We start from the raw sequence: 14,944 nt of genomic DNA on the forward strand, positions 1-14,944 counted from the left end.
ATTGCCACTCCCTGGCTGTTTTTATAGCGTTACCATTTAGTTAATTTATTAATTTAAACCAAGATGTTTATTTCACTTCCTCTATTCTAGAGTGGTTCCCTAGTGCTAAAAGAAATAACCAGTTTTCAAACTCGAAGGGTGAAATAGCTCTCCCCCGAGAGACTTATAGTTGGAATAATGTTTTGTTTGATGCTATTAAACTACTAAAAAACACATCAACACAACTTAACATTATTGTAATAGAATCCGTAAAGTCAACATAAAAATAAACATAAAGTTCATTTTCGTGTAAACTTTATAATGAATTTCACTTAATACCATGATTTAACTTTTATTTTTTAAATATAAATTTAAATTCATGAGCATTTTTTGACACAAAATATGCTAATATCAACAACCTGACATATAAGATATTAAAGTAAAATCAATAAATTATTGCAATGAGTGTTTTTTTCACACTGGAAAATATCAGTATGCAATATAGTAATACAGTAATTTTTACATAAGGGATTCTCATGAAAACGTCTAACGCACAGCGAAAAACAAATATCATTAAGAATATAGAATATCTGATACGTACCCGAGGTGAAACAAAGAGCTCATTCTCTAATCGAACAGGATTAACACGCACCACAATTTATAAAATTCTGGATGGACAAGTCAATAACGTACAACAATCTACTATTCTCCGAATTTCCGATTTTTTCGGTGTTTCCTGTGAGGAAATAGAAAATTACGACCTTGAACAATTAGAACGCCTCAATGAAACTCTTTCAACAGAAGGAAATAAAAACCCTTCAGCCATACCGATCATTCCACAATCTGAATTCTTATCCGTCTCTGAGAAAAAAATAGGCCAGCTTGTTACCGAGTACCCACTTACCTATTTCTTTGGTGACGAATCAAATATGCTAGCCATCAAAGTCGAATCGGAAATAGAAGATATCTTTATACCCGGTGAAGTGATCATAATAAAACGACCTCCCGCATTAGTAACCAATACCCCATTATTGTATTACTCTAATAAAATTGGTTTTTTTATCCGGCAAGAGAAAGCTCATGACAGCATAGATAGAAAACACGAAAAGTCTACCCAATTTTTGGGCTACATTGTAGGAGAAAGACTATAAATGCCGGCAAATCAGAAATTTAAGTTATTGGGATTTACAAGATACGGTAAATTATCAGCAAATATCATGGTGCTGGCAACGGGTAAGACCATTACTATGGGGCTGAAAGAATTGGTTGACAGTGATATTTCAGAAGATCTGAGCAGGCATGAACTCAGTACACTATATCGCAAATTATACAGCCACAGTAACATTGTGACAGCTTATGAACTTGGTGATCGTCATGAACGTTCATGGCAAGCGTATTTACTCATCAGTGTCGCACTCAGTACCATTTATATTTTCTCGACAATATGTGGCATGAAGCCCATTCATGTCCCTTTTCTTAATATAGTCACTCCTCCTGGTGTTTTTATTTATCCAATAACTTTCTTGCTGGTCGATATTCTTAACGAATTCTACGGATTACGTCTGGCAAGAAGGACAATTATTATCTCATTTGCAGCAAATTTACTCTTTGTATTGGGGCTTTGGGGAACTGCACTCATACCCGGCGTTCCAGAATGGGAATTCGGTGACACTTACAGTGGAATAGTTAATAGTATCGTAGCCGTATTATTAGCATCATCCCTTGCCTATTTTATCTCTGAGAATATAAACTCATATCTTCTCTGTAAAATAAAGTCTCTCACGAATTCAAAATATCTTTTCCTGAGAGTAATAACCAGTACTGTAATCGCTTCAGCATTCGACAGTATAATATTTTGCTCAATTGCTTTTTATGATGTTCTCAGCATAGATACCATAAAAGAAATGATTATCGCACAGTTCTTAATTAAAGTTACCTATTCTATCTTGGGTATAGGCCCTATTTATCTGGTACGAAAGATATTTCGTAATTATATCAATCGACCAATCGATAACCCAACCAACAAAGCAGTTGCCGAAATATAAAATAGCGAAGATACCTTTGTCAAACTATAGAAAACTTACTGAAAAATATAATTTTTATGCCGGAAAGCTCTTCCGGCCTATTAACTATATACCCAACAGATTTCAATTTGCATCGCGGCGGCAAGAGAACGCATCCCCAGTCACATAGATAATTATGTGACTGGGGTAAGTGAAAGCAGCTAACAAAGCAGCAACTTGAAAGATGAAGGGTATAAATAATAATTCAATTAACTAGTAATTTTAAATCTATATGCTCACCTAAATGGTCAAAACATTCTCCCGTCAAATGAGGAATAACACCTAATAACGGAGCAGGTAGCATATGTTTTAATGTCGCCAGATATTCTTTCTGGCGTTTACCCGCTGGTTCAACCTCATTAGCTATCCAGCCTGCAAAATCTAATCCTGAAAGTTTAATAGCTTCTGCGGTGAGTAGCGCGTGATTAATACAACCTAGTTTCACACCAACTGTCAGAATAACAGGTAATTGTTCTTTGACTACCCAGTCAGCAAAAGTCGCCGATTCCGATAAAGGGGTATACCAACCGCCAGCACCTTCTATCAAAACCCAATCTGCTTTATTTTCTAGCCAGCGCAATCCTTCCGACATAATAGAAAAATCAATAGGTCGCTTTAAATCAGCACTGACAATATGGGGTGATGTCGCTTCAACAAATACTAATGGATTAACTTCATCATATTGCAAAGGTACAGAACTATTTGCCATTAATGCCAGTGCATCCGAATTACGAATGCCTTCTGGCGTTATTCCACTTCCCGAAGCCACTGGCTTATAACCTGCTGTCTTATATCCCGATTTATTCGCAGCCTGTAACAAAGCACAACTTACAACTGTTTTACCCACTTCAGTATCTGTACCCGTTAAAAACCAGCTCTTAATCACGATAAATAACTCCAAAAATAATTTGATAACTAAGAGGTAAATGTTTATTTTCTCGTGGATAAGCCTGTTCCAAAGCAGTCAATCGTCCACGGGTCATCAGTCCCTGCTGGCGCCCACTATGAAGATGAGTCGCTCCAATCCCTTTCAAGGAGGCCAATAGAGGAAGGATATTAGGATATTGCTGACGATAGACCTGACTAATCAGGCAATGCCGGAAACCCTGGCAAGCATCTTTAATCGTCTGTTGTGGCAGAAAATGATTAATATGCTGATAATTATCAACCACACTCCAAGCTTGCTTCAATTCATATAACGAACCTTGCGCCAACGTGGAAAACAGAATCAGTCCACCAGGACGGGTTACTCGGTAAAGTTCTTTTAAAGCGCCGGATAAATTATCACACCATTGAACAACCAGATTACTGAAACAGATATCAACACTGCCGTCAGAAAGCCCTAAACATTCAATATCCCCTTGCAAGTAATAGTCAGCCACTTGCTGTTTACGAGCATGATCCAACATACCCGATGCCAAATCCAGTGCAATCACCTGCTTTCCCTGTTGCCGCCAACGGTGACTGAAAAAACCGGTACCACAGCCAGCATCCAATACTAATCTTCCAGGATGTCCATCCACTTGTTGCATGAGGAATTCACCTGTTTGCTGTTGCAATTTTGCCACAACATCATAATTGGCAGCGGCTCGTCCAAATGCCCCGGCAATCGCCCGTTTATTGACAGATTCAGCGACGGAACTCATACAACACCTCCATCAGCATATCAATATCCTGTTGCGTATGACTGGCAGTCAGTGTGATACGTAGTCTGGCGCTACCCGGTGGTACGGTTGGTGGGCGAATAGCTTTGACCCAAATACCGTTTTGTTGCAGATATTGGGATAAAGACACACTTAGTTCATTATTGCCAACCATCAATGGCTGGATCGCCGTGGCTGAATCTGTCAGGGTAAATGGTAATTTCTGTGCTCGCTGACGGAAATAATCAATATTCTGCTGTAATCGTTGACGCAATTCATCACCAGATTGTATCTGCCGGACCGCTTCCGAAATAGCCTGCGCTTGTGCCGGAGGCATAGAAGTGCTGTAGATAAGATGACGTGAGTATTGAATCAGATATTCAGCTGTCTGCTCATCACAAAGCACCGCAGCACCACTCAACCCAAATGCTTTGCCAAAAGTCACAATCAGGATTTCTGGTTTTACTTCCTGTTGCCAGCAGTTTCCCCTACCCTGTTCACCACAGACACCAATACCATGAGCATCATCCACCATTAACCAGTTTCCAGAAGCGTTGGTTTGCTGATAAATATCAGACAATGGTGCCCTGTCACCATCCATACTGAACACCCCTTCCGTCACTACCAAGGTTTTCCCAGCACAAGGTTTTGCCAGTAAATCCTTAAGTGATTCAGGTTGATTATGTAGAAAACGCCGCAACTGAGCAGGGGAATGCATGGCAGCCTCCATTAATGAGGCATGACTCAGACGATCTGCAATAATTCGATCCTGCTTCGTCATTAACGCGGCAATCACCCCCTGATTAGCGGAATATCCTGAAATGAACAGTAATGCTTTTGGATAACCCAACCAATTAGCTAATTGCTGTTCCAGCACCTGATGAGCTTGCGTATAACCGGTAACATGACCTGAACCACCACTCCCAACGCCATATTGTTCCGCTCCCTGCTGCCATGCGGAAATAACTGCGGGATTTGCACTTAACCCAAGGTAATCATTACTGGAAAAATTGAGATATTTGCCATCAAAGGTATATAAAAATCGTCCATCTGATTTCTGATTAACCTGCCGCTGACGCCATAAAGAAGAGTCCCGGCGCTCGGATAATTGTCGGGAAAGATAAGCTGACCAATTCATCATAATGCCGCATTATAAAATTGTTCGTTATCTGCATTAATGATGGCTTCTGCCAAATACTGCTGCTGCTGATTATCCCCGAATGCCGTCTGCGTCTGCTGAGGATTAATACCCAATTTTCGGAATAGTTGTAAATCCTTATCTTCCGCCGGATTAGGCGTAGTTAATAACTTGCAGCCATAAAAAATAGAATTGGCGCCAGCCATAAAACACATTGCCTGCGTCTGCTCATTCATCTGTTCGCGGCCTGCGGATAATCGAACATGAGAAGCCGGCATCATGATCCTGGCAACGGCAATCGTGCGGATAAAATCAAAAGGGTCTACATCTTCGTTATCAGCCAGTGGAGTGCCTTTGACTTTTACCAGCATATTGATTGGTACACTCTCCGGCGGTTTTGGCAAATTCGCCAGTTGCACCAGCAAAGCAGCCCGATCGCGAATCTCTTCCCCCAAGCCGACAATACCACCAGAGCAGACTTTTATTCCCGCATCCCTCACCTTATCGAGAGTATCTAATCTGTCCTGATAGGTCCGGGTAGTAATAATGTTGCCATAAAATTCTGGCGAGGTATCAAGATTGTGGTTGTAGTAATCTAATCCCGCATCTGCCAACCGCTGAGCTTGTGAACTATTGAGCATGCCGAGCGTCATGCAAGTTTCCATCCCTAACGCTTTGACTTCTTTAACCATTTTCTCCAAATACGGCATATCCCGTTCATGAGGATTTTTCCACGCAGCCCCCATACAGAAACGGGTGGAACCTGCATTTTTAGCTTTACGGGCAGAATCAATCACCTGCTCCACTTCCATCAGCCGTTCTTTCTCAAGCCCTGTTTTATAACGGGAACTTTGCGGGCAATATTTACAATCTTCCGGGCAAGCGCCCGTTTTGATGGAAAGTAATGTACTGACCTGTACCTGCTGTGGGTCAAAATACATACGGTGAACCTGTTGTGCTTGAAATAATAATTCAAAAAAAGGCTTACCAAACAGTTCTTGCGCCTGCTTAATTGTCCATTGCTTGCGTTCAATCACAATGACATCTCCAGTGTGAAAAAAGTCTCGTCAGTTTAAATAATGTCGCTATACTGTCAACCAATTTCAAATAAATTAGTTTACATGTATCCATTATGATTTCTTCCGATATTGAATTTGATCTGCGCCATATCTGGCATCCTTATACCTCCATGACCAAACCACTCCCGGTTTACCCTGTTGTTAGCGCTTCTGGGGTGGAGCTGGAACTGGCTGATGGTCGTAAACTGATAGATGGCATGTCTTCATGGTGGTCTGCCATTCATGGATATAACCATCCGGTACTGAATCAGGCAGCTAAGGCTCAGATTGATAAGATGTCTCATGTGATGTTTGGTGGAATAACTCATCCATCTGCGGTCGCACTGTGTAGGCAACTAGTCGCGATCTCTGCACCAACACTCGAATGTGTATTTCTGGCTGATTCAGGTTCTGTTGCGGTAGAAGTAGCGCTGAAAATGGCATTGCAATACTGGCAAGCAAAAGGTGAAAAACGTCAGCGCATTTTGACATTACGTCATGGTTATCATGGTGACACGTTCGGCGCTATGTCTGTCTGTGATCCCGACAATTCAATGCATAATCTTTACAAAGGCTATCTACCACCACATCTGTTTGCCGCATCACCTCAGTGTGGATTTAATTCTCAATGGAATGAACAAGATATCATCCCATTCCGCACTTTTCTGGAGCAGTATTCCCATGAGATTGCTGCGGTGATTCTGGAACCTATTGTACAAGGTGCTGGGGGAATGCGGATTTATCATCCTGAATATCTACGTCAAGTCAGAGCGCTCTGTGATCAACATCAGATTCTGCTAATCGCGGATGAAATTGCCACCGGTTTTGGTCGCACAGGAAAATTGTTTGCCTGTGAACACGCTGAAATTGAGCCGGACATTTTATGTGTAGGAAAAGCGCTGACAGGCGGCTATATGACGCTATCAGCAACGCTAACAACGCGTAAGGTAGCCGATACTATCAGCAACGGTGAAGCAGGCTGTTTTATGCATGGTCCAACATTCATGGGAAATCCATTAGCGTGTGCTGTAGCAGAAGCCAATTTGAAATTGTTATTACAAAGCCCCTGGCAACAACGAATTAAATCCATTGAAAACCAATTACGTACTGAGCTGATGTCACTAAAATCCCATGAAAAAGTCGCTGATGTCCGGGTATTAGGTGCAATTGGCGTGGTAGAGATGAAACAGCCGGTGGATATGGCTAGGTTGCAACACCATTTTGTCTCTAAAGGTGTCTGGATTAGGCCATTTGGCAAGCTAATCTATTTGATGCCACCTTATATTATTCAGCCAGAGCAACTTTCACGCCTGACAATGGCTATTTCCAGTGCAATCAATTTGTGATTTCCTGTTATTAAGCACACTTCCTGAAGTTACGGATAACATATAAGTTCAGCCAGTGATAATGGAACAAAAGAGCAAGTATCTGCTATCTGTCCATTATCACCATTCACATATTAATTTATCGCCAGCACTGTTACCCACATTGGACCTTTACCAACTGGATAACGGCTTAATTCAGTCAAATTACCGGTATATTCATCAATAGAAGAAACTGAGATATGGTCAGATTTCTGACCGGATACAATCAAGTATTTCCCACTATGATCGATAGCAAAACCGCGGGGCTGGGTTTCAGTTTTATAATGTCCTGCCAGAGTCAAATTGAAACCGTCTGGTGAAATAACAAAATGGCTAATCAAACTTGAGGTACGTTCGCTGGTATAAAGGTGACGACCGTCCGGTGTAATATGAATATCCGCAGACCAACGAACACCAGCAAAATCCTTCGGCAATGAATCGATAGTCTGAATAATCCGGTATTTCTCCCACTTACGATAAACATCAACAGTAGCGTCCAATTCATTAATACAGTAAATCACCTGTTGATTCGGGTGGAAAGCCATATGGCGAGGACCAGCACCCGTTGCTGTAGTCACTTCCTCCGCTCGCTGCTCGACCAGAGGACTCTCTTCTGCTATCTCAAAAATACGCGTGTGATCTTCTTTCAGACAAGGAACCAATAACTGTTTATTATCCCAATCAATATTGGCTGAATGCGGAGTTTGCAAGCCTTCAATAACCTGAACAGGCGCGCCGACAATACCTTGATCATCAATTGAGTTGATACTCAGATTGTTATAACTATAGGAAGCAGAGAACAAAAAACGGCCTTGCTTATCAGTAGAAATATGTGTCGGACTGCCTGGTATTGGTGAAATCCCTTGCTGCACTAACTCTCCATTAGCGCCAATCTGGTAAGTAACAATACTGAATTGTGGGCGGACCCCAACATAAAGGTGCTTACGATCCGGACTAACCACCATGGGTTGTACTTCTCCCGGCACATCAACTACCTGAATCAACGATAGCTCGCCCACACTATTCAGGCTCCAAACATGAATTTGACGACTGTTTGGACTCGCTATATAAACCACTTGTTTCATCTTCACTCCTCAATTATCCGTTACCATTTATTAACCTGTAACGACTCTTTATTGATTTTATCGGTTAAACTCACCGCACAATTGGCTTAACTTTATTCAGTTACAGTGTAATATCTTTTACATTAATATAGTTATGAGGCTAACCTATGTCATATCGCGTTATTGCACTGGATCTGGATGGTACATTACTGGCTCCTCAAAAGAATATCTTGCCAGAATCACTCGTTGCCGTGAATGAAGCCCGTAAGGCGGGTGTTAAGGTACTGATTGTTACTGGCCGCCATCATGTCGCTATTCACCCCTTTTATCAGGCTTTGCAGCTAGATACTCCTGCTATCTGCTGTAATGGTGCTTATCTGTATGATTACCATGAAAAGAAAGTATTAGCCTCAAATCCGCTATCACCTCAAGAAGCCATAAAAGTTCTCACATATTTGCAAGGCACAGATATTCACCGTCTGATGTATGTAGATGATGCCATGTTATATGAAGAACTGCATGACACAATTGCCCGCACCATAGCATGGTCCAATACCCTGCCTGAATCTCAACGCCCAAATATGCAGCATGTCAGTAGTTTTCAGCATGCTATTGGTGAAGTACAGTCTATCTGGAAATTTGCAACCTGCTCTCCTGATTTAGCAAAACTGCGAGAAATTACTGAACAGATCGAAAATGATATAGGTTTGGAATGTGAATGGTCATGGCTTGATCAAGTCGATATCGCCAAAAAAGGCAACAGTAAAGGAATGCGTCTGAAACAATGGGTTGAATCACAGGGAATGAGCATGAAAGATGTTATCGCTTTTGGCGATAATTTCAATGACCTGAGTATGCTGGAAACCGCCGGGCTTGGTGTTGCCATGGGTAATAGTGTGGATACAGTCAAAGAGCGCGCTGATCTGGTCACTCTAGATAATACTCAGCCAGGGATTGCCGAAGTTATCCGCAAATATGTTCTTTAACTGCTGATAACAATACCTACAAAACGACACTCAGGGGCGTTCTCAATGGAAACCCCATGAGTGATGAGTGACAAGTGACAAGTGACAATAATGGTAGTAGGTGTCCCCGTTTAGAGAAACAGATAGCAGCTTTGCCTCTCAAGGACAATTCTTACAACTACCGATTAAGAGAATTGCCGATTAAGAGAAACGCTTTTTATCTGGGCATAAAGCCACTGTCCTTGTCGCAAATTAAGCTCATCCCTTGCCCATGGAGTAATGCTTGCCCATAAGTAATGACCACTCAACGTCAATTTAACATCTACCTGCCCATCATCATCAAAAAATTCAACCACCTTTGCCGCCAAAACATTACGGATACTGCTACCACGCGGTGGCTCCAAGACCAGTGAAACATCAGAAGCATCTATTCTGATACGCAAATCAGTTCCCGGTTGAACATCAATTTTAGGCAACCATAAAACCTGGTCGGCTAATACCACCGCTGTCATTTCATAACGGCTATGGTGTTCAACCATTGAGACATTCAGAATGCTACTGAGCGTCTCTTTTTGTAACCAAAGGCGTAATACATTGCTGGACCAAACCTCCTCCAATTTTCCTACTGCCCTAACCTTCCCGTTATCCATTACAATCACATTTTCAGCCAGGCGAAGAATTTCATCCAGATTGTGGCTGACATACAAGATCGGAATTTTGACATCGTCAGAAAGCCTTTCAAGATAAGGCAACAATTCTCGCTTACGGGGAAGATCTAACGATGCTAGTGGCTCATCCATTAAAAGCAGTTCAGGGGCAGTCAACAAAGCCCGACCGATAGCAACCCGCTGTTTTTCACCGCCGGACAATGTAACAGGAAAACGGGATAATAAATGCTCAATCCCCAGCAAACTAATAATGCTATCAAATTCCGGCTTCATCACTGGAGACATACCGTATCGAAGATTGCCTTTTACCCGATAATGCGGAAAAAGCCGAGCATCCTGAAAGACATAACCTATACGGCGTTGCTCTGATGGCAAGCAGATACCTTTTTCAATATCCACCAATGTATGATCATTGAGGATAACCCGCCCTTTTTGTGGATGTATCAAGCCAGCAATAACATTTATCAGTGAAGTTTTCCCTGCACCTGAAAGGCCAAAAACAGCCGTGATACCTTCTGTTGGCAACTGCGTATTAACCTGTAAATGCAGATCACCAAGCTGCTTTTCAAAATCCAGTTCTAACATGTTGCCCCCAGACGTTTCCTGCCCCAACGGGTTAACCATTCAGAAACCATCAGTGACACCAACGCAAGAATAATCGCAATTACACATAAACGAGCCGCAGCAATTTCTGCTCCAGGCGTTTCAATCAGGGTATACATTGCCAAAGGGATTGTTCGCGTTTCACCTGGAATATTCGATACAAAGGTGATAGTTGCCCCAAATTCACCCAATGAACGAGCAAATGCCAAAATGGTACCAACAATAATACCCGGCAAAGAAAGAGGAAGTGTGATGGTAAAAAATACTCTAAACGGATTGGCCCCTAGAGTACGAGCTGCCTGTTCCAAACGTCGGTCAACACTTTCCAACGCCAGCCGTATTGCCCTGACCATCAGCGGAAAAGCAACAACAGCAGAAGCCAGCGCAGCACCATGCCAACTAAATGCAAAACTTATCCCAAACCAATCATATAACCATTCGCCAATAAATCCACGACGCCCCATGCTGATCAGCAGTAAATATCCCACGACCACTGGCGGCAACACCAGCGGCAAGTGGATGAGGCTGTCAAGTAATGATTTACCGGGAAACCGGAAACGAACAAGAATCCATGCCATCAAAATCCCAAATGGCAGACTGAATAACACCGCCACACCTGAAACTTTCAGACTCAGGATAATGGCTTGCCATTCGTATTCACTCAACATCTCCAAAAGATCTATTCCTAAAGTGGACGAAAACCGTAACGTTTGAAAATTGCCGCGGCTTCAGGGGTTTTCAAATATTCATAAAAACGGAGAACTACCGGATTATTGTGATCTTTGATAATCGCCATTGGGTATTCAATCGGTTTGTGGCTCTCTTCCGGGAAAATCCCCACAACTTTGACTTTATTACTGGCAGCTGCATCTGAACCATAAACAATCCCCAATGGAGCTTCAACACGTTCCACCAACGCCATACCACTGCGTACGTTACTAGTACGAGCTAGCAGAGGATTAACCGTCTCCCATGCCCTCAAATATTGCAATGATTCTTTAGCATAGATACCAACCGGAACATGATCCGGATCACCGACCGCTAGGCGACCCCCGTTCAGCAAGGATTTCCATTTTGTCTCTTTATTAATTTCAACTTGATCGAGTTTGCTATCTTTCGATGCAATCAGAACCAATTGATTACCCAGAATAGTAAAACGGGTTTTATTAATAATCAGTTCCTTCCCAGAAACATAATCCATCCACTGTTGATCTGCGGAAATAAAAATATCTGCCGGAGCGCCTTGTACAATCTGACGAGCCAAAGTAGAAGATGATGCATAAGAAGCCACCACATCCCCTTTTGTCTCTTGCTTATACTGTATCAAAATATCATCAAGTGCATTGGTCAGCGAGGCAGCAGCGAATACTGTTACTTTTTCCGTAGCCCATGCCTGCCATGCTAAAGCAAAAGAAAAAACGATGCCTATCAACAACTTGTCAAAACTCTTTTTCATTTGTTTTCCACCTGCTATTACCAATTTGTTCGTTGTATATAACAAGATATAGCGCTAAATGGAAGGCTATCCTAATATTAATCGGCAAATTGTGAGCAACTTTCACTATCTGATTTCATTTGAATCAATATGCTAAAATAACAAAATCAGACAAATAGAAATGAACTTATTATGGTGAGCTAAAACAAATTACCCGACGAACCGTCGGGTAGTTAAAACAGTATCTGGTGTACAAAGAAATATTAGTTTTACTTTTCAGAATGGCCAATGCGGGAAATGATATTAAACAGTTCCCCAAAGCCATAAATTAAACCTAAAATTCCGGCCGTCATTACCGGTACCATGACCAGGGCGAAAGCCATACTTTTAATCAATTCAAACATAATAGCCTCACATAATGGCTCATAAAACGAGCCAACAACATAACACATTTTTAACCATAGCAAGTAATACCGCTATAATTAGATATCATTCTAAACAAAGACAAACAACTATAACCGGCTAAATGTGCGCTTTTGCGAGTTAACCAATAAAAATTTACAATTTTATTTCCTGAAAAAGACTATTATGCAAGCAGAAATTCTATTAACACTGAAATTACAACAACGGTTATTCGCCGATCCACGGCGAATATTATTACTAAAACAGATTAAAACAACAGGTTCTATCAGTCAGGGAGCAAAACTGGCTGGCATCAGTTATAAAAGTGCCTGGGATGCCATCAATGAAATGAATCAGTTAGCAGATGAAATACTGGTAGACCGAGTTACTGGTGGCAAAGGCGGCGGCGGGGCAAATCTGACCGATTATGGTGAACGTCTACTACAACTCTATGATTTATTGGCACAAATTCAACAAAAAGCCTTTGATGTGCTGAAAGATGACAAACTGCCCCTCGATAGCCTATTAGCTGCAATTTCCCGTTTTTCTCTGCAAACCAGCGCCCGTAATCAATTTTTTGGCACAATTATTGACCATGATCATAATCGGGTACAGCAACATATCTGTATATTACTAGCAGATGGTCAAACATCTATGAATGCTGCGTTGACAGAGCAAAGTGCCAAACGCCTTAGTCTGGTCAAAGGTAAGGAAGTACTGGCACTGATTAAAGCGCCTTGGGTGAAGTTAACCAAAGAACAATCCCCTGCCAGCCATTTCGATAATGCTCTGACAGGCCAGATCAGCCAAATCGAAACCGGAGAAGAAAATACAGAAGTCATCATCACTCTTGATGGCGGTGAAACCCTTTGCTCTATTCTGTCCAATCAAGAAGCTGACAACTTAAAACTACACTCTAAAGATAAAATCACAGCACTTTTTAATGCCGATCAAGTGATTATTGCAACTCTTTACTAAGATGTTAATTAAAAGTTAATATTGACATTCGCTGTCATTCCGCTTATTTGTGAAAACATATTTGCGTTGCTTAAAAAGGAATATAAAAATGTCTGAATTGCAAATAACGCAAGGCTGTTTCCGTTTAAGTGATACCCATACCTTACAATTACCTTCACTGAAAATTACTTCCGGCGAAAGTTGGGCTTTTGTTGGTGCCAACGGCAGCGGAAAATCATCATTAGCCCGAGCGCTTTCAAATAAATTAGTACGACTTTCTGGTGAACGAAAGTGCTCATTTCACACATGTATCAGCGTCTCTTCTGAACAATTACAAAAGCTAATTAAAGAAGAATGGCAACGCAACAACACTGATCTGTTAAGTGACGATGAAGATGATACTGGTCATACTGCGGCAGAAATTATTCAACTTCATCATAAAGATAATGAACTCTGTCTGGAACTGGCAAAACAGTTCGGCATTATGGATTTACTTTCCCGTCGTTTTAAATATCTCTCTACCGGTGAAACCCGAAAAACAGTACTTTGTCAAGCACTGATGGCTTCACCTGATTTACTCATCCTTGATGAACCTTTTGATGGTCTTGATGCATTTGCCCGTAGTCAATTTGCTGAATTGTTGGAAGCATTGTCATCAAAAGGCATCGTTTTAGTACTCATTCTTAACCGATTCAGTGAAATCCCCGATTTTGTTAATCAGATTGGTGTACTGGCAAATTGCTATCTGACATCTATTGGCACGAAAGAAAAAGTGATGGCAAACTCACTGGTTGCTCAACTCGTACACAGTGAAAAACTTGATGGGATTCATTTACCCGAAGTGGATGAACTCCGCATTGATGATCGATTAACACCTGATCAACCTTTGATTATTCTACGTAATGGTGTAGTTCAGTATAATGACCAGCCCATCTTATATGGACTAAACTGGCAGGTAAACCCGGGCGAACACTGGCAAATTATTGGTCAAAACGGAGCCGGGAAATCAACACTCCTTAACCTGATTACAGGCGATCACCCTCAAGGTTACAGTAATGAACTGATTATTTTTGGCCGTCAACGTGGTAGTGGTGAAACCATTTGGGATATCAAACGCCATATTGGCTATATCAGTAACAGCATGCATTTGGAATACCGTATTAGCATCAGTGTTCGTAATGTAATTCTGTCCGGCTTCTTCGATTCAATTGGTCTTTATCAGGCAGTATCAGATCGTCAGCAACAACTTGCTAATGAATGGCTAGCCTTACTGGGGCTATCTCAGGTCGCTAACAGCTCATTTCATAGCCTTTCATGGGGACAACAACGGCTGGTTCTGATAGCTCGCGCGCTGGTTAAACATCCGGCTTTACTGATCCTTGACGAACCCCTCCAGGGGCTTGATCCACTAAACCGTCAGCTGATGTTACGTTTTATTGATGTCATGATCGCTGATGGTGATACGCAACTCCTGTTTGTCTCTCATCATCAAGAAGACGCACCGCAATGTATTACTCACCGGCTGATATTTATTCCTGACGGTGATATATATCGCTACAAAACCGAGAAAATTTCTGATTGATTTCTGATAATTACCCGTTGTTA

General features: G+C 41.7%; 15 protein-coding genes. 6 read left to right on the forward strand and 9 right to left on the reverse strand.

The features are described 5' to 3' along the window. Nucleotides 1-515 precede the first annotated feature (515 nt). On the forward strand, nucleotides 516-1,130 hold the full coding sequence (locus AM629_RS00365) for a helix-turn-helix domain-containing protein (RefSeq protein WP_054475094.1): 615 nt from the start codon (nucleotides 516-518) through the stop codon (nucleotides 1,128-1,130). After that, entirely contained in the window at nucleotides 1,131-2,024 is an 894-nt protein-coding gene (locus AM629_RS00370; RefSeq protein WP_054475096.1) for a queuosine precursor transporter, read from the forward strand. A gap of 223 nt (nucleotides 2,025-2,247) precedes the next feature. Here the strand turns inward: AM629_RS00370 and bioD are convergent, their stop codons facing one another. The 4 genes from bioD to bioB are packed head-to-tail and all read right to left on the reverse strand — an operon-like array spanning nucleotide 2,248 to nucleotide 5,860. Further along, nucleotides 2,248-2,928: a dethiobiotin synthase gene (gene bioD, locus AM629_RS00375; RefSeq protein ID WP_054475098.1), complete on the reverse strand. Its 681-nt coding sequence runs from the start codon at nucleotides 2,926-2,928 to the stop codon at nucleotides 2,248-2,250. Continuing rightward, nucleotides 2,921-3,688, reverse strand: a complete 768-nt coding sequence (gene bioC / locus AM629_RS00380; protein ID WP_054475100.1) for a malonyl-ACP O-methyltransferase BioC — start codon at nucleotides 3,686-3,688, stop codon at nucleotides 2,921-2,923. The genes bioD and bioC overlap by 8 nt, the downstream gene beginning before the upstream one ends. Continuing rightward, nucleotides 3,672-4,823 carry an 8-amino-7-oxononanoate synthase gene (gene bioF, locus AM629_RS00385; protein WP_054475102.1) on the reverse strand — a complete coding sequence of 384 codons (1,152 nt, stop codon included), beginning with the start codon at nucleotides 4,821-4,823 and terminating at the stop codon, nucleotides 3,672-3,674. Before bioF ends, bioC begins: the two co-directional genes overlap by 17 nt. Next, nucleotides 4,823-5,860: a biotin synthase BioB gene (gene bioB / locus AM629_RS00390; RefSeq protein WP_054475105.1), complete on the reverse strand. Its 1,038-nt coding sequence runs from the start codon at nucleotides 5,858-5,860 to the stop codon at nucleotides 4,823-4,825. Before bioB ends, bioF begins: the two co-directional genes overlap by 1 nt. Nucleotides 5,861-5,955: 95 nt before the next feature. On the opposite strand from bioB, the gene bioA reads away from it, so the two are divergent. Continuing rightward, the gene (gene bioA, locus AM629_RS00395) at nucleotides 5,956-7,227 is read left to right on the forward strand and encodes an adenosylmethionine--8-amino-7-oxononanoate transaminase (protein ID WP_054475108.1); all 1,272 of its coding nucleotides are present in this window, start codon (nucleotides 5,956-5,958) and stop codon (nucleotides 7,225-7,227) included. Between the two features lie 113 nt (nucleotides 7,228-7,340). On the opposite strand, the gene pgl is transcribed toward bioA, so the two are convergent. Next, nucleotides 7,341-8,330 (reverse strand): 6-phosphogluconolactonase, encoded by a 990-nt coding sequence (pgl, locus tag AM629_RS00400; protein ID WP_054475110.1) that lies wholly within the window; start codon nucleotides 8,328-8,330, stop codon nucleotides 7,341-7,343. A 146-nt stretch (nucleotides 8,331-8,476) separates the two neighbouring features. On the opposite strand from pgl, the gene AM629_RS00405 reads away from it, so the two are divergent. Then, nucleotides 8,477-9,295 (forward strand): pyridoxal phosphatase, encoded by an 819-nt coding sequence (locus AM629_RS00405; RefSeq protein WP_054475111.1) that lies wholly within the window; start codon nucleotides 8,477-8,479, stop codon nucleotides 9,293-9,295. Nucleotides 9,296-9,459: 164 nt separating this feature from the next. Here the strand turns inward: AM629_RS00405 and modC are convergent, their stop codons facing one another. The 4 genes from modC to AM629_RS00425 all read right to left on the reverse strand — a co-directional run bounded on the left by modC (nucleotide 9,460) and on the right by AM629_RS00425 (nucleotide 12,384). Continuing rightward, nucleotides 9,460-10,527, reverse strand: a complete 1,068-nt coding sequence (gene modC, locus AM629_RS00410; RefSeq protein WP_054475113.1) for a molybdenum ABC transporter ATP-binding protein ModC — start codon at nucleotides 10,525-10,527, stop codon at nucleotides 9,460-9,462. Beyond that, on the reverse strand, nucleotides 10,521-11,213 hold the full coding sequence (modB, locus tag AM629_RS00415) for a molybdate ABC transporter permease subunit (RefSeq protein WP_054475114.1): 693 nt from the start codon (nucleotides 11,211-11,213) through the stop codon (nucleotides 10,521-10,523). The genes modC and modB overlap by 7 nt, the downstream gene beginning before the upstream one ends. A gap of 17 nt (nucleotides 11,214-11,230) precedes the next feature. Beyond that, nucleotides 11,231-12,001, reverse strand: coding sequence for a molybdate ABC transporter substrate-binding protein (gene modA, locus AM629_RS00420; RefSeq protein ID WP_054475116.1), 771 nt, complete (start codon nucleotides 11,999-12,001; stop codon nucleotides 11,231-11,233). A gap of 248 nt (nucleotides 12,002-12,249) precedes the next feature. Further along, the gene (locus AM629_RS00425) at nucleotides 12,250-12,384 is read right to left on the reverse strand and encodes an AcrZ family multidrug efflux pump-associated protein (protein WP_072161774.1); all 135 of its coding nucleotides are present in this window, start codon (nucleotides 12,382-12,384) and stop codon (nucleotides 12,250-12,252) included. Nucleotides 12,385-12,568: 184 nt separating this feature from the next. Here AM629_RS00425 and modE point away from each other — a divergent pair, with 184 nt between their 5' ends. Both modE and modF read left to right on the forward strand, forming a co-directional pair. After that, the gene (gene modE / locus AM629_RS00430; RefSeq protein ID WP_054475119.1) at nucleotides 12,569-13,360 is read left to right on the forward strand and encodes a molybdenum-dependent transcriptional regulator; all 792 of its coding nucleotides are present in this window, start codon (nucleotides 12,569-12,571) and stop codon (nucleotides 13,358-13,360) included. Nucleotides 13,361-13,448: 88 nt separating this feature from the next. Further along, complete coding sequence (modF, locus tag AM629_RS00435) at nucleotides 13,449-14,921, forward strand: molybdate ABC transporter ATP-binding protein ModF (RefSeq protein ID WP_054475120.1); 1,473 nt, start codon at nucleotides 13,449-13,451, stop codon at nucleotides 14,919-14,921. Nucleotides 14,922-14,944: the final 23 nt, after the last annotated feature.

The organism is Photorhabdus heterorhabditis, assembly GCF_001280945.1.
Classification (GTDB): Bacteria; Pseudomonadota; Gammaproteobacteria; order Enterobacterales; family Enterobacteriaceae; genus Photorhabdus; species Photorhabdus heterorhabditis.

What these genes read in the sequence shown, in the direction of transcription:
- AM629_RS00365 (WP_054475094.1), top strand. Translation starts at nt 516, where the DNA reads ATGAAAACGTCTAACGCACAGCGAAAAACAAATATCATTAAGAATATA.
- AM629_RS00370 (WP_054475096.1), top strand. Translation starts at nt 1,131, where the DNA reads ATGCCGGCAAATCAGAAATTTAAGTTATTGGGATTTACAAGATACGGT.
- bioC (WP_054475100.1), bottom strand. Translation starts at nt 3,688, where the DNA reads ATGAGTTCCGTCGCTGAATCTGTCAATAAACGGGCGATTGCCGGGGCA.
- bioF (WP_054475102.1), bottom strand. Translation starts at nt 4,823, where the DNA reads ATGAATTGGTCAGCTTATCTTTCCCGACAATTATCCGAGCGCCGGGAC.
- bioA (WP_054475108.1), top strand. Translation starts at nt 5,956, where the DNA reads ATGATTTCTTCCGATATTGAATTTGATCTGCGCCATATCTGGCATCCT.
- pgl (WP_054475110.1), bottom strand. Translation starts at nt 8,330, where the DNA reads ATGAAACAAGTGGTTTATATAGCGAGTCCAAACAGTCGTCAAATTCAT.
- AM629_RS00405 (WP_054475111.1), top strand. Translation starts at nt 8,477, where the DNA reads ATGTCATATCGCGTTATTGCACTGGATCTGGATGGTACATTACTGGCT.
- modC (WP_054475113.1), bottom strand. Translation starts at nt 10,527, where the DNA reads ATGTTAGAACTGGATTTTGAAAAGCAGCTTGGTGATCTGCATTTACAG.
- modB (WP_054475114.1), bottom strand. Translation starts at nt 11,213, where the DNA reads ATGTTGAGTGAATACGAATGGCAAGCCATTATCCTGAGTCTGAAAGTT.
- modA (WP_054475116.1), bottom strand. Translation starts at nt 12,001, where the DNA reads ATGAAAAAGAGTTTTGACAAGTTGTTGATAGGCATCGTTTTTTCTTTT.
- AM629_RS00425 (WP_072161774.1), bottom strand. Translation starts at nt 12,384, where the DNA reads ATGTTTGAATTGATTAAAAGTATGGCTTTCGCCCTGGTCATGGTACCG.
- modE (WP_054475119.1), top strand. Translation starts at nt 12,569, where the DNA reads ATGCAAGCAGAAATTCTATTAACACTGAAATTACAACAACGGTTATTC.
- modF (WP_054475120.1), top strand. Translation starts at nt 13,449, where the DNA reads ATGTCTGAATTGCAAATAACGCAAGGCTGTTTCCGTTTAAGTGATACC.